The organism is Pontibacter burrus (genome assembly GCF_010686685.1).
GTDB lineage: Bacteria > Bacteroidota > Bacteroidia > Cytophagales > Hymenobacteraceae > Pontibacter > Pontibacter burrus.
Genome location: NZ_JAAGWD010000009.1, coordinates 94971 through 111846, shown reverse-complemented (window position 1 = coordinate 111846; position 16876 = coordinate 94971). Strand labels below are relative to the sequence as shown.

At 47.0% G+C, this 16876-nt stretch carries 14 protein-coding genes, 1 tRNA gene and 1 pseudogene; 8 read left to right on the top strand and 8 right to left on the bottom strand.

Annotation, left to right across the window (positions count from 1 at the left end; all coding sequences use genetic code 11):
- Nucleotides 1-219: 219 nt before the first annotated feature.
- Entirely contained in the window at nt 220-1785 is a 1566-nt protein-coding gene (locus tag GXP69_RS17180) for an RNA-binding domain-containing protein (protein WP_163916588.1), read from the top strand.
- 74 nt (nt 1786-1859) lie between these two features.
- On the opposite strand, the pseudogene GXP69_RS17175 reads toward GXP69_RS17180, so the two are convergent.
- From GXP69_RS17175 to GXP69_RS17165, 3 genes and pseudogenes are all read right to left on the bottom strand, one after another.
- Nucleotides 1860-2012, bottom strand: a pseudogene (locus GXP69_RS17175) (JAB domain-containing protein); the annotation flags it as partial.
- Between the two features lie 260 nt (nt 2013-2272).
- Nucleotides 2273-2346 (bottom strand) — tRNA-Arg (locus tag GXP69_RS17170).
- A gap of 70 nt (nt 2347-2416) precedes the next feature.
- The gene (locus GXP69_RS17165; protein ID WP_163916587.1) at nt 2417-3136 is read right to left on the bottom strand and encodes a TVP38/TMEM64 family protein; all 720 of its coding nucleotides are present in this window, start codon (nt 3134-3136) and stop codon (nt 2417-2419) included.
- A gap of 169 nt (nt 3137-3305) precedes the next feature.
- Between GXP69_RS17165 and GXP69_RS17160 the strand changes: the two genes are divergently transcribed.
- The 3 genes from GXP69_RS17160 to GXP69_RS17150 all read left to right on the top strand — a co-directional run bounded on the left by GXP69_RS17160 (nt 3306) and on the right by GXP69_RS17150 (nt 5909).
- Nucleotides 3306-4445 carry a cystathionine gamma-synthase gene (locus GXP69_RS17160; protein WP_163916585.1) on the top strand — a complete coding sequence of 380 codons (1140 nt, stop codon included), beginning with the start codon at nt 3306-3308 and terminating at the stop codon, nt 4443-4445.
- A 607-nt stretch (nt 4446-5052) separates the two neighbouring features.
- A complete protein-coding gene (locus tag GXP69_RS17155) occupies nt 5053-5238 on the top strand; it encodes a hypothetical protein (RefSeq protein WP_163916583.1) in 186 nt (61 codons plus the stop codon).
- 167 nt (nt 5239-5405) lie between these two features.
- Nucleotides 5406-5909 carry a DUF6141 family protein gene (locus GXP69_RS17150; protein WP_163916582.1) on the top strand — a complete coding sequence of 168 codons (504 nt, stop codon included), beginning with the start codon at nt 5406-5408 and terminating at the stop codon, nt 5907-5909.
- A 196-nt stretch (nt 5910-6105) separates the two neighbouring features.
- On the opposite strand, the gene GXP69_RS17145 is transcribed toward GXP69_RS17150, so the two are convergent.
- The gene (locus GXP69_RS17145) at nt 6106-6828 is read right to left on the bottom strand and encodes an OmpA/MotB family protein (RefSeq protein WP_163916580.1); all 723 of its coding nucleotides are present in this window, start codon (nt 6826-6828) and stop codon (nt 6106-6108) included.
- Between the two features lie 330 nt (nt 6829-7158).
- Here GXP69_RS17145 and GXP69_RS17140 point away from each other — a divergent pair, with 330 nt between their 5' ends.
- A complete protein-coding gene (locus GXP69_RS17140; protein WP_163916579.1) occupies nt 7159-8199 on the top strand; it encodes an isoaspartyl peptidase/L-asparaginase family protein in 1041 nt (346 codons plus the stop codon).
- Between the two features lie 84 nt (nt 8200-8283).
- Here the strand turns inward: GXP69_RS17140 and GXP69_RS17135 are convergent, their stop codons facing one another.
- On the bottom strand, nt 8284-8649 hold the full coding sequence (locus tag GXP69_RS17135; RefSeq protein ID WP_163916577.1) for a SpoIIAA family protein: 366 nt from the start codon (nt 8647-8649) through the stop codon (nt 8284-8286).
- A 93-nt stretch (nt 8650-8742) separates the two neighbouring features.
- Nucleotides 8743-9141: a DUF5329 family protein gene (locus GXP69_RS17130; RefSeq protein WP_163916575.1), complete on the bottom strand. Its 399-nt coding sequence runs from the start codon at nt 9139-9141 to the stop codon at nt 8743-8745.
- Nucleotides 9142-9306: 165 nt separating this feature from the next.
- On the opposite strand from GXP69_RS17130, the gene GXP69_RS17125 reads away from it, so the two are divergent.
- Together GXP69_RS17125 and GXP69_RS17120 are read left to right on the top strand one after the other, a co-directional pair.
- Nucleotides 9307-11232, top strand: coding sequence for a hypothetical protein (locus GXP69_RS17125; protein WP_163916573.1), 1926 nt, complete (start codon nt 9307-9309; stop codon nt 11230-11232).
- A 37-nt stretch (nt 11233-11269) separates the two neighbouring features.
- A complete protein-coding gene (locus GXP69_RS17120; protein ID WP_163916571.1) occupies nt 11270-11764 on the top strand; it encodes a DUF421 domain-containing protein in 495 nt (164 codons plus the stop codon).
- 67 nt (nt 11765-11831) lie between these two features.
- Here the strand turns inward: GXP69_RS17120 and trxA are convergent, their stop codons facing one another.
- Entirely contained in the window at nt 11832-12173 is a 342-nt protein-coding gene (gene trxA / locus GXP69_RS17115) for a thioredoxin (RefSeq protein ID WP_394367367.1), read from the bottom strand.
- 245 nt (nt 12174-12418) lie between these two features.
- On the opposite strand from trxA, the gene GXP69_RS17110 reads away from it, so the two are divergent.
- Nucleotides 12419-12964, top strand: coding sequence for an REP-associated tyrosine transposase (locus tag GXP69_RS17110; RefSeq protein ID WP_163916569.1), 546 nt, complete (start codon nt 12419-12421; stop codon nt 12962-12964).
- A gap of 260 nt (nt 12965-13224) precedes the next feature.
- On the opposite strand, the gene dnaE is transcribed toward GXP69_RS17110, so the two are convergent.
- The gene (dnaE, locus tag GXP69_RS17105; protein WP_163916568.1) at nt 13225-16848 is read right to left on the bottom strand and encodes a DNA polymerase III subunit alpha; all 3624 of its coding nucleotides are present in this window, start codon (nt 16846-16848) and stop codon (nt 13225-13227) included.
- Between the last annotated feature and the right edge of the window lie 28 nt (nt 16849-16876).

Here is a 16876-nt window from a genome sequence, read left to right as displayed (position 1 = left end):
CTTATGAAAGCTAATATAGCCACTTTGAATTAAAGGCGCAAGGTGTTGCCTCCTTGGAATAGGAGTCCGATATTCCTTGGGCCACTGACAGGACCAGTAGATTTGGCTGGCCGATATGGTGTGGTCAAGCTATACTGCTTCATGCGGCCACGTTATGGTGAAGGCCTATTCTTCTTCCTGCCTGTTGCTGATTCCGGCTTACTGTGTTACTTTTACCCTATGCCTCTACACATCAACATAGAAGACCTCCTGCATCAGCGCTCTGTGGAGTCTGACCGGATAGAGTTCAAGGAAGGGTGGAACCCGGACGCCATCTACCGCTCTATCTGCGCCTTTGCCAACGATTTTGAGAACACGGGCGGCGGCTACATTATCGTGGGGATAGTGGAGGAGGAGGGCGTGCCGAAGCGCCCAGTCAAGGGACTTTCAGCGGCGGAGCTTGCGGAGATACAGCGGAAGATGATTGGCTTCAACAACCTTATAAGACCGATCTACATCCCCAAGGTCTTCATCGAAGAGGTGGACGGGCGCCAACTGTTGGTTATCTGGGTTCCCGGCGGCTCTAACCGGCCCTACGAGGTGCCCGAGCAGATAACGGCCAGCCAGAAAAGGTACTTTTACTACGTCCGCCGCTATGCCAACTCTGTCAAGGCAGACCAGGAGACCCAGCAGGAGCTGATCAGCTTGGCTAACCAGGTTCCCTTTGATGACCGCCCCAACACGCAGGCGAGCCTGGAGGACGTGTCTATGGTGCTGGTGCAGGACCACCTGCGAAGGGTGGGGAGCAGGCTGATGGAGTGGATGGAGCAGCACACCAAGACGGAGGTGCTCGAGCAAATGCTGCTCGTGGAGGGCCCCGCAGAGCACCGCTTCCCGCGCAATGTGGCCTTGATGATGTTCAACGAGCATCCCGAAAGATTCTTTCCCGCCACCTGGGTTGACGTGGTGTATTTCCCGGAGGGGGAGGGGCATCCGGAGTTTACAGAATTTCCCAGAATAACCGGTCCCGTGCCCGCCATGATTCGCAAAGCGCTGGATCTGCTTCAGACCAACTTTCTAAGGGAGAAGGTAATCAAGCAGCAGGGCAAGGCGGAGGCAGTTCGCTTATGGAACTACCCTTATGCGGCCTTGGAGGAGGCCGTTGCCAATGCCCTGTATCACCGCGACTATCTGGTTCGGGAACAGGTAGAGATCCGGGTGACACCTGAATCCATCGTGATTCTCAACTATGGAGGGCCGGACCGCTCTATCCGCCAGGAGGATCTTAGGAGTGGGCGGATCAGGCCCCGACGCTACCGGAACCGCCGGCTGGGCGATTTCCTGAAGGAGTTGGACCTGACGGAAGGCAGGGCCACTGGTATTCCTACGATCAAGAGGGTATTGGAAAGCAACGGGTCCCCCGCTCCTATTTTTAGAACAGATGATGACCGAACCTTCTTTGAGGTGGAGATCTTCTGCCACCCTGCATTTTTAGAGGCCAGCTTAGTCGAGAGTGACCAAGCTAACGACCAGGTTAACGACCAGGCTGAAGAGGAACTTGCGAAGAGGCTGGAGCCAGAGCATATGAAGGTCCTTAAATATGCACTGAAGCCAGCTAAACGGAAAGACATTCTAGAGGGCGTATTAGGCTTGGCAAATCATACTGACAACGCACGACGGTATATTGACCCTTTATTAGCCGAGGGTTTATTAGATCGCACTATTAAGGATCGGCCTAGCAGCCCTTTACAGCGTTATGTAATAACAGAGAAGGGACGAAAGTTGCTGAAGCATCAGCAAGAGTAGTAGTTTTGCTTAATATAAAGTAACGTTGGGGTATGCTACCCTTTTTGAACTTTGGACAATGAGCAACAAAAGGGCTATAAAAACCCTTCGTCTGCCATAGAGTAGTAAGTCTCGCTGGTGACGATGATGTAGTCCGAGACGGCGATGTCGAGCGGTTCCTCGCCTAGTTTCAATTTCTTTGCCAGCCGTAGGTCAGCTGTGCTAACCTTACTGTTGCCGGAAGGGTTGTTATAGCAAAGATGATGGAGATGGTGAAGGCATTAAATTTTATAGGGCTTAAGAGGGACGAAGACAAATTAGCTGGAAAGGAAGTGGCTAAGTAAATAAGCTATTGCGGAATAGCTTAATTTTTTTATCTGATGAAACAACGGAAGGCTGGGAGAAATAAACTCAAAAGAGAGGAGTCAGATTAGAAATCTGTGTGCAAAATGTGTGTACATAAAAAAAGCCACTCAACGATTTTACTCGTAAGTGGCTGATTTTCAAGTGGTCGCGAAGGGAGTCGAACCCCTAACCTTCTGATTCGTAGTCAGATGCTCTATCCAGTTGAGCTACGTGACCATTTTTCCGTTTTGGTGATGCAAAGTAACGGCGTTTTTTATTAGGATGCAAGCCCCAAACACACATTTTTTTAATTTTTAGCGCTGGCTTTCTTCAAAGCTTTCTTCAAAGCACGATCAAATACAATGTACAAACCACCTATCGAAATGATTATCAGGCCGATCATGAGCAATTGTCCGATGATGCCGCTGTCAGGGTTCTGTAACAAAGAAATAATATCGCGGGCTTGTGTACCTATCCAGTAAAAGAAAAGTGTACGCGGAAGCATACCAACTATACTAGCTACAAAAAAACGGGTACGGTTCACCTGCAGCAGCGACAATACAAAATTCATTAAGGCGAAAGGTAGCACGGGCGAAATACGCGTCAGAAAAATAAGGCTCCAGCTTTGGTTGCGTAGTTCCTGCATCAGGTTTCGGGCATTCTCGAAACGGTTCAGAAAGCTCATCATTTTGCCATGATCGATAAGGCGGGCCAAACTATAGCCTACCAGCGCTGCAATGCCATATGCTACCACCACTCCCGGAAAAGCAACCCAACCTAAAAAGAACCCACTTACCAGTGCCACAAAAGTTGTAGGAGTAAGGGCCAGCGCCATCGTAAAAGAAATTGCTGCAAAGTATAAAAGCAGTTCCCAAAATGTCAGGTTACTCAGCAGGTCCTGGTACTGGTACAAGTAAACAGCTAAAGTAGAGCTTACCGTCACAGGCACTATCACCAACAACACCATCGACACAAACGTAGAGGCATTTTCACGTACAAGGTTTCGGAGCAGCGGTATCAGCTTCATTAGCTTACGGGTTTAGTAATGTTAATCACAGACGAAAGACAAAGGAGAAAAGATTTTGCCGTACTACAAAGTTTACTTTTGCTAAACAACTATAGCCGGGCGCTGTTTTACCTATCCTACTCAGTTTTTATTAACTTGCGGAGTATCGTTTATAATTAAACTATAGCACATGAAATTCGGAACAAAAGCCATACATGCTGGTGTAGAACCAGACCCAACCACAGGCGCCATCATGACGCCAATTTACCAGACATCAACTTACGTGCAGCGCTCACCAGGCGACCACAAAGGCTATGAGTACTCGCGTACGCACAACCCAACCCGTACTCAATTGCAGAATGCCCTGGCCGCCCTTGAGAATGGCAAACATGGTTTGTGCTTCGCGTCAGGTATGGCCGCAATTGATGCCGTAATAAAGTTACTATCGCCAGGCGATGAAGTAATCTCTACAAACGACCTGTATGGTGGGAGTTACCGCATTTTTACCAAGATTTTCCAGAACTATGGCATCAAGTTTCATTTTACCAACATGGCCGACCTGAGCAAGGTAGAAGCGCTGGTAAACGAGAACACCAAAATGATCTGGGTAGAAACGCCGACTAACCCGCTACTGAACATTATTGATATTAAAGGCTGCGCTGCAATTGCAAAGAAGCATAACCTGATTCTGGTTGCCGATAACACTTTTGCCACGCCTTATCTGCAAACGCCATTAGATTTAGGCGCTGACATCGTAATGCACTCACTGACCAAATACATGGGTGGTCACTCGGATGTGGTAATGGGCGCGCTTATAGTTAAAGACGATGAGCTGCACGAAAGACTGGCGTTTATACAGAATGCTTGCGGGGGAACACCGGGCCCACAGGATTGCTTCCTGCTGCTGCGTGGCTTAAAAACGCTGCACTTGCGCATGGAGCGGCATTGCCAGAACGGCCGCAAAATTGCGGAGTATCTGCGTAATCACCCGAAAGTTGAGAAGGTTTTCTGGCCAGGTTTTGAAGACCACAACAACCACAGCGTAGCCAAAGAACAGATGAACGACTTTGGTGGGATGATTTCGTTTGTGCTGAAAGGTGATAAAGTTGAAGATGCAACAAGAGTGCTGGAGCGATTTAAATTCTTTGCCTTAGCAGAATCTTTAGGCGGTGTTGAATCGCTTTGCGGTCACCCTGCTACCATGACGCACGCCAGCATCCCACGCGAAGAGCGTATGAAAGCTGGCCTGAGCGACTCGCTGATCAGACTAAGTGTAGGTGTTGAAGATGCCGAAGACTTGATTGCTGATTTAGAGCAGGCGATTGGATAAGATTTGAAAGGCGTTTTTTGACGAAGGGCAAAAGACTTGTTTATAGTTTAAGGAGCCGTCAACTAGTATAGTTGACGGCTTTTTGTTTAATCAGTAATTAAAAGCGTTTTCTAATTTTTGGGATTAGGGTTTTGCTATAGTTGGTAGTATAGTTTTATAATTTCGGTTAATCCAACCACCCCTAACCCCTCCTTGTCAAGGGCGAGGAGTTTTACACCCTTTGCTATAGTTCGGGTTATAGTTCTATAGTTACCAATTAACCCACCCCAGCCCCTCCCAAGAGGGGAATTCTGCTTTTACCTTTCAACAGTTATAGTTCTATAGTTACAGTCCACGAACAGGCAGGCGCAGCCTGACACAAGAAACTACTACCACGGAAAAGCGATAAACTATAGCTAACCATTAAACTATAGCTATAGCTATCGAGGGATTTCAGTCTTTGGGTTGAGCGCCTTTGACTTGTTGCGGTGCCGCAGGCAACACGAGCGCAGCGAGGGTAGCAAGAAGGCAGCAGCGCGATGCCCGAAGACGGGGCCTCGCGGCCGTGAGCGCACCAAAGCATCTATAATACTGTAGGCCAGTAAAGCTCCCAGGATCGACAGTAGCTATGAAAGATACTGCTTGTGGCAATCCAGCAACTATAGTCAACTATAAAACTATAGCTACTTATAGAACTATAGCCAAAGCTATTAGTATAGTTATCCTTTCAGGCCAGTTGAGTCAGGAGACGCAACACCATCGCAAGTCACGAGCGAGGACGCTCGTGCCAGCAACAGGTAACTGTGAGACATAAAAGATGTCTCGACTACGCTCGACATGACAAGGAAGAAGAACTATAGAACTATCCTGTACTCTAACAGAATCAAATTATTAAACCGGATAAACATTAGTAACCACTGGAACTATCAGCCGGGAATGCTTACCTTTCTATAACGCACTAATTTAGCTAACTTCTAAACAATGGAAATTATATTCCGGGAAAGGCAACGGTTCAAACAGATATGGCTGTGGGTGGTTATATTTGGCGTATCGGGTATATTCTGGGCGGGCTTTGTATACCAGGTTATATTGGGTGGGCAGTTTGGCAACAGACCAGTGCCAGATGTGATGCTGACTATAATGACAGGATTAGTAGGAGTGGGGCTGCCGCTGTTCTTTTACAGAATGTCGCTGGTTACGGAAGTGGTACCCGGTGAACTGCGTGCACGTTTCTGGCCTTTCCTTATAAAGCCTGTTACTATAGTGCTGCACGAACTGCGTAACTATGAAAAAGTAACCTACAACCCGATTAGGGAATATGGTGGCTGGGGCATCAGGGGCAGCATGAAGGGAAATGCCTATAATGTATATGGTAATGAAGGCGTTAAACTATATTTTTATAACCAGAAACCTCTTCTCATCGGCTCACAGAAAGCAGACGACCTCTTTAATGCCATAACTTTAGCTAAACAGCAGAAAGGTTGATCGCTTTGATCGAGAGAGATAATGCTAAGAGAAAGGAAGCCAAAGTTTTCCATCCGACAATTATAGCAGATGCATAAAACGCTTCGTAACTGCCAAACCTTTGTAATTGTACCACATAAAAAAGGCTGCCAACTATAAAGCTGGCAGCCTTTTTATCTTTGTAGTTTAACTAAATCTAGCTTTTAGCAGCTGATTACTACATTTTAGCCTGAGCATCTACGCCCAATACTTTATATACTTCAGTCAGGTCTGGGATCAGAACGATCTCAGTACGACGGTTTTTAGCTTTAGCTGCAGCAGTACGTCCTGTGTCAGCTGGCTGGTAGTAAGCACGGCCTGCAGGAGTTACTCTGTCTGGAGATAAGCCTTTCTGAGTCAGCATACGAGTAATCTCAGTTGCACGCAGTACGCTCAGATCCCAGTTGTCAGCAATTTTCTTAGTACCTGGCAGAACTTCTACGTCATCAGTGTGGCCTTCAACCATAACACCAACTTCGTTGTTTTGCTTCAGTACGTTAACCAGCTGGTCAAGCGCCTTCTGGCCGCCTGGGTTTACTTTAGTGCTACCAGTGTTAAATAAAAGCTTGTCAGACATAGAAACGTATACTTTACCGTTTCTTACTTCCACGCTTAGGTCACCTTGGTTAAAGCCCTGCAGTGCTGCGTTAACATCATTCTTAAGGTTGTTCAGCGCTTTCTGCTGCTCATTCATTCTGCGCTCTAAATCAGCCAGAGATTGCTCACGCTCCTTAAGAGAAGCAGTAAGTTCATCTACTTTTTGCTTAGATGCAGCCTGCTCAGCCTCAAGGGCTTCTTTGCTAGCTTTCAGGTCTTCGTATTTCTTAGAAGATACACATGACGCCAGCAGGGTAGTGCAAAGCAGAACAGAAAATGACGCTTTTACAAAGGTTAATTTCATGTTTTTAATTTGTTGTTAGTTTTAAATGTGTAATTGTATGTAATGCAATTATAAGCACAAAGATGTAAAAAAAACCAATCTAAAGCTAGGCTAAATTAGCAATTTACTATGTTTCGTGCTCCATAAACGGAAAGCTTTATATAATATTGTAGAAATTGAATATTTTTAGCTAACTGGCTGTTAATGAATTATAAAAGTATGATGTTTTTTACATGGCTCAGTGCTGAACGTAAGCACACAATCCGGTTATAGTTGTAAGGTTCTGCGACCAGATTACTGGTTTACATAAAAAAAGAATAAATTAGCACCTGTTCCTTTCACATCGCAATCATGAAAAAGCAACTCTACTTTCTGTGCCTGTTCCTGCTGATGGCAGTTGTAAGCGTGGCACAAACCAAGCCCGACTATTCTAAAATTACGCTGGTAATACATGGCGGTGCAGGCACTATAACCAAGGCCAACATGACCCCAGAAAAAGAAAAGGCCTATAAAGAAGCGCTGAACCAGGCACTTCAGACAGGCTATGCCATTCTGGAGAAAGGTGGCACCAGCCTCGATGCCGTAGAAGCGGCTGTTCGTGTAATGGAAGATTCGCCGCTTTTTAATGCAGGAAAAGGCGCAGTGTTTACCAACGAAGGCAAAAACGAACTTGACGCTGCCATTATGGATGGCAAAACAGGCAAAGCAGGTGCAGTAGCAAGCTTAACTATAGTTCGTAACCCGATTAGTGCGGCACGGGCTGTAATGGAAAAATCAGAACACGTGATGCTGATAGGACCAGGGGCAGAGAAGTTTGCCAAAGAAAAAGGGCTTGAGATCGTAAACCCATCCTACTTCCATACCGAGACCCGTTTTCAGCAACTACAGAAGTTAAGAGAAAAAGAAGGCGAAAAGACCAGGCTAGACCACGACAGCACCGGCACCAGTAGCAACGAAAACATTTTTGTGGAAGGAGAGAAGTTTGGTACCGTTGGCGCAGTTGCCCTGGATGCTTACGGAAACGTTGCAGCAGCCACATCAACTGGCGGCATGACCAACAAACGCTATGGCCGTGTAGGCGACGTGCCTATTATAGGAGCTGGTACTTACGCCGATAACAATACCTGTGCTGTATCTGCCACAGGCCACGGCGAGTATTTTATCCGTTCGGTGGTTGCCCACGACATAGCTGCCCTTATGGAATACAAAGGCTATAGTTTAAAGAAAGCAGCTCATGAAGTAGTGATGAAGAAACTAGTAAAGCTCGGTGGCGAAGGTGGTGTAATAGCCATAGATAAGAACGGAAATATTGCCATGCCATTTAACTCGGCTGGTATGTACCGTGGTTATATTAAAAAGGGTAAATCCGAAGTTGCCATCTATAAAGACTGATAACTATAGTTTACTTTAACCAGAAAGCGGCTGATACTTATAGGTAGTATCAGCCGCTTTCTGCTTCTATAGTTGATGCGGAATTCAGGCTTCCGGGGATTGTACCCAATCTATGGCTTGCTGCCGCTGCTCCAGTGTAAAATGCTTTACTTTAGCCGTTGTAAAAGGCGAAGCTGCAATGGTAAGCCAGTCCAGCCATTTCTGCTCACCCACTAAAGCTGCTTTTTTAAAATCGGCGGCATGTTTAAAATCAAATTTCAGGTCCTGCCACAAGGCCTTAAAACTGATGTCTTCCAGCTCCTGCAGTTCCGCATAAACACTGATCTTTCCATACTGCCTAATCTTTTCCTCGAGCACCGGCAACATTACCTCATAATCGTTTATATCCACATGGCCCGAGATCCGGAGTGCCACCAGGTCACCTTTCGATTCTTCTAAAAGTTGTAGCATGGGTGTTTAAGTTATCAGGCTTAGGTACGCAGCCCAAACACATTCCGTTTATGGTTGCTGACCAGCACCTGGCCTGCAACTATAGTTTATCAATTACTCAAGGCTTTTAAGCCTTTCGTGCAGCAGCTCGGCTGTTGGTGCCTCCCTGCCATCGGCAAACCTAATCTTATATGTTTCTCCGCTGGCCGACGATTTGGTGGCCAGGTGTTTTATAAATTCTTCTGCAGATTTTATCCTTTTACCGTGCTTCTCCCATTTCGCCTGCAGGTGGTCGGCAGCTTCCTGGCAGGAGTGTTCGCTGCCATTTCTGATAAATGTAGCGCCTTGCATGCTGCGAATTTCCTCTATCAGTTGCGTAATTTTGTCAGTTTCGGAGAGCGTTTTGGTAGTTGTAGCTACAACTGTTGTGGTGCCATTGCCGTGCTGTGCAAACGCAGGTTGTATTGCTGCAAGGCAAATTATAACAAATGCAATTTGTGCTATCGGTTTCATACTATTTTATAGTTTGTTTCTCAGTTTGGAACTGTGAAGCTTAAAAATTTATTAGCAACTTTAAAGCACTATACCACAGGCTGCAGCGTTTTGCTGGCAATGTTATGTGCCGTAAGTTTACAAAGGAGTATACGCAGAACCTTGCAGTCCGACAAGTACTGATACATGAGAAAGATTATACTATTCTTATTTTTTCTGCTGGTTAGCCAGCAAATTTTAGCACAAAAGAACATTGAGACCCGACTCGGCTATAGTTACACCGATGATTTTGTGTTCTCTGACGAATGGCAATACCTGAGTACAGACATCTATCTGTTTAATGGTAATAAGTTTAACCGCGTACTCAACGAGCTGGAGCGTGGCGTAAAAAAGCCTAAGAAGCGTTACAGTAACCAGCTGGAGTACCTGTTTATTACAGCGCAGCTCAAGAACATGAAGCTCTTCGGAAACGACGAGATTGTGTATCCGCTTTATAACTTCTATGTAAATCAGGATAACAAGAGCTATAAAACACAGGTAAGCGATAACCTGGAAGTAGTGCGTATCATCGACAAAATGCCGCTCTCGTCGGCACAGAATAACGTAGACGCAACTATAAATGCCAAAGCTGTAACCAACGACGAAGGCGACCAGGTGTTTAATCTGGTGGCAAACCAGCTGGTAAATCTCTCTAAGCTCACAACGCCTACAAATGCTGTGCTGTCGCTGGTAGGGGAGTTTGGCAACCTGCTCAGCACCCGCACCCGCAAGCGCGAATACCGCTTCAGCTCAACTATAAGGCTATACGAAGGTCAGAATTTTGATACGCGCCTGCACTCTGTAAAAGTGTATGTGTTTGTGCCAAACGATGTAAAAACGGTAACTATAAAATCCGTTCGCCTGGCCGATTATCTCTCTAAAAACCCGAATAAGCTGGAGCGTCGCATGTTGGAGGAGATGACCAACTACAAGGATTATCCTTACATGGTGGTTGTAAACTATAAATCGCTGTACAAAATGGATGTGCTGACCGGCGATGAAGTTACCCTTGACCTGATAGAAAGACGCAAGCAGAAAATACAGACTGCCTATGAACAGAAACTGGTAAACGATGAGACTTACCGTCAGGAAAAGCTGTTTGTAGAGTATTTGCGTGTGTTTGCTGAAATGAAGCAGCACCTGAACATATACAGGCTGAACTACCGCAACAATAGCCCTGAAATAAACGCCAAGAACCTGTTTGCCATTATTCAGGAATACAAACGCCTGAGAACCACGCTGGATGCCCGTGAGAAGGAAATGGTGAGCAACAGTACATACAACAATATTTTTAAACCGGAATACGTAGCCATACTTGCCAACGCTGATCTGTACCTGGATGCCGACCACAACCTGAAAAACGGCAAAATGCTGGTAAATACGCTACGCGAGCTGGAAAACAACCTCTCGGCCTACAACACGCCAGAAAAGCGCGAAGCGGCACTAGCTAAACTATATGCTGTAGAATTGCCACGCCCAGACCTGTTGTCGGCATCGGTAGAGGGCGAGGCTATAGTTAGATTGCGTAACAAGCTGGAAGACATGCAGTATAGTGCGGTGTTTGAGAAAGAAGTGAAGAAACTGGAAGATACACCAGCCTCAGATGAGAGCCTGCTGATGCGCAATGCCCTGCAGGACAAGGCCAATGCCAGCAACTGTATGAGCTGCCGCGACAAAGTACGCGATGCGGTTACAGCCTTTAACAAGCGCTACGAAAGTTACCGACTGCGCGAAGCAGTACACGAAATGACCAGGCTGCGCCAGCAGGCAGAGCAACAGGTGTTTACTTACCTGCGCTGGCAGTTGTGTTTTAACAATAACCTGCAGGCTATAGTTGTAGCTAGTTCTGATTCCGGCATGAATACATATTATGCCCGCATCAGCGAGAAAAGTGAAGCTTTTGATGCCACTGTAAAAGCCTTAGATGCCCATACCAAGCAGGCAACCGAGATTGTGCAGCTACAAAAGGTGCTCGACTATACTAAAAAATTACAGCGCCTGCTACAGGACGCGGAGCAGAACTATAACACGCTCTGCCTTATAGATAAAAAGCTATGTGAGTGCCCCAGTTAAATAACTTTATAGGTGTGCGCTGCGTTGGCAGAAGCACATGGAATTTGATTTTAATTATTTATTTGGGATAGGAGAAGATACCCTGACCTGGTGGCAGATGTCGTTACGGGCCATAGGTGTGTTTATGGCTGCCTTGCTTATCGTCAGGGTGGGCAATCCGCGTGTATTCGGTAAAAACACAGCTTTCGATATTATACTGGGTATAGTTTTTGGTTCTATCCTCAGCAGGGCTATAACCGGTAACTCGCCATTCTGGCCTACGCTGGCAGCGGCACTGGTATTGGTAATACTGCATCGCGGGCTGGCAACTATAGCGTATCATACATCCGGCAGGTTTGGTGATTTTCTTAAGGGCAGGCCCGTGGAACTCATAAAAAACGGAAAGCTCCTGCACGATGCCCTGCAAAAATACAGCGTAACTGAAAACGACTTGCAAGAGGCTGTGCGCATAAAAGGCAGCACTGACATATCAACTATAGAAACAGCTTACCTGGAGCGCAACGGTAACATCAGTATTATCTATAAAAAGTAGATGTAAAAACAAAACCCCCTTTTGCTATAGTTGCAAAAGGGGGTTTTTAGTTTGTATAGTTCGAAGCTTACGCCATTTGCGCATCCAGCTTCTGAGCCAGTACATTTTTAGGCACAGCGCCCACTTGCTTATCTACTACTTCACCGTTTTTGAAAACCAGTAGCGTAGGAATGCTGCGGATACCGAATTTAGCAGATGTCTGTGGGTTTGCATCCACGTCTACTTTACCGATAACGGCTTTGCCTTCGTAATCGCCTGCCAGTTCTTCTACGATCGGGCCTACCATGCGGCATGGTCCGCACCACTCTGCCCAAAAGTCTACCAGCACCGGCTTATCTGAATTGATTATTTCATTAAAGTTCGCGTCTGTGATTTCTATTGCTTTGTTAGCCATAACTTTAGCGTTTATGTTGGTTAAATTCTGTGTTATAAATATAGTAACAAATATAGCTTCGGCAAATATAAGCCCAAACTATAGCTACCTGACAAGGTGGCTGGTTTATCTATAGTAGTACGGTCGAATTGCCCGAAAGTATAAATTGTAAACTATAACAAGTGATGTGGGTGATTTGTTTTTAGGAGAGATTTGCGATGCCTATGTGGCAGCAACTAAAGTTTGAAAACCGTAGCCTGCTGCCTGATGTATAAGGCGGCATGGGTATACGAAACAGAATAGCTGGTGATGGCATGTATTTCCTGACAATGACAGTTGTAGATTGGGTTGATGTTTTTACGCGCCCTATATACAGACACATTATAGTTGATGCACTTAAATTCTGCCAGCAGAAGAAAGGGCTGAAACTATATGCCTGGTGCCTGATGAGCAACCACCTGCACCTGATAGCGGTTGCAGACGAAGGAAAAGCACTATCAGATATACTTCGGGACTTTAAAGGTTTTACCAGCAGGCAACTTGTGGACGCTATACAAAAAGAGCCCGAAAGCCGCAGGCACTGGATGTTACACCGCTTTGAGTTTAGCGCGAAGTTAAACCCTAAAGTGCGGCACTATAAACTATGGCAGGATGGCAACGAAGCAAAAGAATTATACTCTAATGAATTCATCGATCAAAAGCTAAACTATATTCATCAGAACCCTGTGCGCGCGGAAATTGTAGCTGAGCCGGAACATTACCTGTATAGTTCTGCTTCAAATTATGCAGGCTTGGGCGGATTGATTGAGGTGGAGTTATTGGAGTAATTAGCAAGATAATGCTGTTTCGGACATCTGTGTCCGAAACCCATCTGCTGCGGACTTCCACGTCCGCGTTATTCGTGTATAACGGGGACACGGATGTCCCCGGCAGAGTTCATCCGGACACAGATGTCCGGATGAGCAACCTCAGTGTTTAAACAACTATAAACAAAAAAAGTGCGCCACTCAAAGCAACGCACCTTCTATAGTTTGATAGCATAAGCAGATTCATTTTCAAATCTCCTCATCTCCAGATTTTCAAATTACTATATCAACTTGCACTCACCCAATCCCAGTTCTTTTATCGACTCCAGGAACACTTTCGGGTCGATTCGATACTTGCGCGAGTAAGTTGGCAGCGCCAGGCGTTCTTCCGGTACCATTAATGTCAGTTCCAGGCGTTTCTGGCCCGGGCTGGCAACTATAGCTTCTTCTAAGGCATCGGCAATATTGGGTGTAAAGAGCTGCAGGTTGATGTTTACCTGTACGCCTTGCGCCATTTTATCCATCACATCGCCCAGCAACTGAATGTTGATCGGCTTAAGCTCCCACTGGTCTTCAGTTTTATAGCGCAACTGCACTTTACCCCGGATAAATAGGTACAGGCCACCTTTCAGGTAAGGGGAGAACTTTACATAATCTTCCCCAAACAGCGCCATCTGCATGCTGGTGTCGTAATCTTCTATGGTAAACAGGGCAAACGGATTACCGTTACGGCCTGTGCGGATCACTACTTCCGTCACCATACCAGCTACGTTAATATCGCGGGTCTTGTACTCTTCAATCTTATCTAAGCCGCAAGTGCAGTAAGAGTCAATCTCCAGCTTAAACTGGTCGAGCGGGTGGCCTGAGATGTAGAAACCTACCACATCTTTCTCACGACGCAGCATTTCAGCCTGAGACCAGGGAGTTACTTCCGGTATTTTGGGTAACGGCGATGCTACTGCGGCACTTCCCCCGAACAACGACTGCTGTGCTGCCTGTTGCTCGGCCTGGTAGTTGTTACCGTAACGTACGGCTTTTTCCAGTAAGCTGATGTTCTCGCCTTCTGGTACTTCTAAAAGCTGTGCTCTGTGGTACAAGCCAAACGAATCGAAAGCGCCGGCCATGGCCATACTTTCAAAAGTCTTTTTGTTTACCGCACGCAGGTTCACGCGCTTCGAGAAATCGAAGATGTCCTGGTAATGGCCGTTCTGCTCGCGCTCGGTAATAATGGCCTCTACGGCAGCTTCGCCGGTTCCTTTTATGGCACCTAAACCAAAGCGAATGTGGCCCTGCTCGTTCACGTTAAATTTCAGCAACGATTCGTTCACGTCCGGGCCAAGAACCGGAACACCTTGCTTGCGGGCTTCTTCAATAAAGAACGTCACCTTTTTGATGTCGTTCATGTTGTTGGTAAGCACCGCCGCCATGTATTCGGCAGGGTAGTGGGCCTTTAGGTAGCCAGTTTGGTAAGCAACAACAGAGTAAGCAGCTGAGTGGGAGCGGTTAAAGCCGTACTGGGCGAACTTCTCCATTACGTCGAACACTTCCGAAGCCTTTTTAGCAGGAATCTTATGCAACTCACCGGCTCCTTTAATGAACTTCTCGCGCTCCTCGGCCATCTTTTTCATGTCCTTCTTACCCATGGCGCGGCGCAGCAGGTCAGCACCACCCAGCGAGTAACCGGCCAGGATCTGGGCCGTCTGCATGATCTGCTCCTGGTACACCATGATACCGTAAGAGTAGTTCAGGATCGGCTCCAGCAGCTCGTGCGGGTATTCTACTTCTTCGCGGCCATGCTTCCGGTTAATGAAGTTCGGGATGAACTGCATCGGGCCCGGACGGTAAAGGGCGTTCATGGCGATCAAGTCTTCTATGTTGGTCGGCTGCAGGTCTTTTAAGTACATGCGCATGCCTTCCGACTCAAACTGGAACGTGCCTATCGTATCGCCTCGCTGGTAAAGGGCATAGGTTTTCTCGTCATCCAGCGGAATATTATCAATGTCGATCTCCACACCATGGTTTTTCTTGATGAGCTCCATGGCATCTTTGATGATAGTCAGCGTCTTCAGACCCAGAAAGTCCATTTTCAACATACCAGCGCTCTCTACTACCTTGCCATCAAACTGGGTGATCAGCAGGTCGGAGTCTTTGGATGTCGAAACCGGGATATAGTCTGTCAAGTCGTCTGGGGCGATGATGACACCAGCCGCGTGGATACCGGTGTTACGCACCGAGCCTTCCAGCTTTTCAGCCAGTTTCAGTACGGCAGCGCGGGCATCATTACCTTCACGGATGGCGGCCAGTTCCAGGTTCTCGATAAAGGCTTTTGCCAGCGTGGTACCCGGTGCATCCGGTACCATTTTGGCCAGTTCGTTGGCTTCGGCAAGTGGTAAGCTGGTAGAACGCGCTACATCTTTTATAGATGACTTGGCAGCCATCGTACCAAAGGTGATGATCTGGGCTACCTGGTTTTTACCGTATTTATCTACCACATAATCGATCACGCGCTGGCGGTTCACGTCGTCGAAGTCAATATCAATATCGGGCATGGATACACGCTCCGGATTCAGGAATCGCTCGAACAGCAAACTATACTTGATCGGGTCGATGTTGGTGATACCCACGCAATATGCTACCGCAGAACCAGCCGCAGAACCACGGCCCGGCCCCACAAACACACCCATATCGCGGCCACGGTTTATAAAGTCCTGAACGATAAGGAAATAACCGGCAAAACCCATTGTCTGGATAATGCGCAGCTCGTAGTCTAATCGTTCTTCAACTTCCGGCGTGATCTCGGAATAACGTTTGGCGGCCCCTTCATAGGTCAGGTGGCGCAGGTATTCGTCGGCATTGGCAAACTGTGGCGGCAGCGGGAAGTTAGGTAGCAGGATGTCGCGCTTCAGAACTGGCGGCGTTATCTTGTCTACAATCTCGTTGGTATTATCTACAGCTTCCGGCACATCCTTAAACAGCTCGTTCATTTCGGCTTGCGACTTAAAATAGAACTGGTCGTTCGGGAAACCGAAACGGGTTCTTGGGCCGGCTTCTTCAATGCGCTGCAGCATCTGGCGGATACCAGCCTGGTTGCCATACTTATTGCGCACGTTATCCACCGTATCATAGATCACCTTCTGGTCATCCGACAAAAATCTATAGTAACGCGTCTGGAAATCACCAACCGGGGTACCCTGGTCTTCGCCGGTATTTACGCACAGCAGAATGTCGTGTGCATTCCAGTCGTCCTGCTCCACGTAGTGCGAGTCGTTGGTGCAGATAACTTTTACGTTGTACTTTTTGGCCCACTTCAGGAGCACCTGGTTTATGTCTTCCTGGCTTTTGCCGGTGCCGTCGATGTTCTGCAAGCCGTGGCGCTGTATCTCAATGTAGTAGTCTTCGCCAAACAGGTCGAGCCACCACTTAAATATCTCTTCTGCTTCTTCTTCGGTCTTCCATAGTATCGCCTGGGGCACTTCAGCACCAATACAGCAGCTGGTGGCAATAAGGCCTTTGTGGTATTTCACCAACAGCTCCTTGTCAATGCGCGGCCATTTACTGTATACCCCTTCTATGTAAGAAAGCGAGCACAGCTTCGACAGGTTTTTGTAGCCTTCTTGGTCTTTGGCTAGCAGCAACTGGTGGTGGCGCACATCTTTCTGCTCTTTGCTAAACGATTTTTGGTGACGGTCCAGGGTCAGGTAAAACTCACAGCCAACTATAGGCTTTACATTGTACTTGTTGGCTTCGGCCACAAAGTTAAAAGCACCGAACATGTTACCGTGGTCGGTCATGGCTACGGCTGGCATACCATCGGCCTGCGCCTTTTTCATGAGCGCGCCAATGCTGGCCTGGCCATCAAGCAGCGAATACTGGGTGTGGGTATGTAAATGCGAAAAAACAGGCATTCGGAGAGAATTATGAATTACGAATGAT

What these genes read in the sequence shown, in the direction of transcription:
- GXP69_RS17180 (WP_163916588.1), top strand. Translation starts at nt 220, where the DNA reads ATGCCTCTACACATCAACATAGAAGACCTCCTGCATCAGCGCTCTGTG.
- GXP69_RS17165 (WP_163916587.1), bottom strand. Translation starts at nt 3,136, where the DNA reads ATGAAGCTGATACCGCTGCTCCGAAACCTTGTACGTGAAAATGCCTCT.
- GXP69_RS17160 (WP_163916585.1), top strand. Translation starts at nt 3,306, where the DNA reads ATGAAATTCGGAACAAAAGCCATACATGCTGGTGTAGAACCAGACCCA.
- GXP69_RS17155 (WP_163916583.1), top strand. Translation starts at nt 5,053, where the DNA reads ATGAAAGATACTGCTTGTGGCAATCCAGCAACTATAGTCAACTATAAA.
- GXP69_RS17150 (WP_163916582.1), top strand. Translation starts at nt 5,406, where the DNA reads ATGGAAATTATATTCCGGGAAAGGCAACGGTTCAAACAGATATGGCTG.
- GXP69_RS17145 (WP_163916580.1), bottom strand. Translation starts at nt 6,828, where the DNA reads ATGAAATTAACCTTTGTAAAAGCGTCATTTTCTGTTCTGCTTTGCACT.
- GXP69_RS17140 (WP_163916579.1), top strand. Translation starts at nt 7,159, where the DNA reads ATGAAAAAGCAACTCTACTTTCTGTGCCTGTTCCTGCTGATGGCAGTT.
- GXP69_RS17135 (WP_163916577.1), bottom strand. Translation starts at nt 8,649, where the DNA reads ATGCTACAACTTTTAGAAGAATCGAAAGGTGACCTGGTGGCACTCCGG.
- GXP69_RS17130 (WP_163916575.1), bottom strand. Translation starts at nt 9,141, where the DNA reads ATGAAACCGATAGCACAAATTGCATTTGTTATAATTTGCCTTGCAGCA.
- GXP69_RS17125 (WP_163916573.1), top strand. Translation starts at nt 9,307, where the DNA reads ATGAGAAAGATTATACTATTCTTATTTTTTCTGCTGGTTAGCCAGCAA.
- GXP69_RS17120 (WP_163916571.1), top strand. Translation starts at nt 11,270, where the DNA reads ATGGAATTTGATTTTAATTATTTATTTGGGATAGGAGAAGATACCCTG.
- GXP69_RS17110 (WP_163916569.1), top strand. Translation starts at nt 12,419, where the DNA reads ATGGGTATACGAAACAGAATAGCTGGTGATGGCATGTATTTCCTGACA.
- dnaE (WP_163916568.1), bottom strand. Translation starts at nt 16,848, where the DNA reads ATGCCTGTTTTTTCGCATTTACATACCCACACCCAGTATTCGCTGCTT.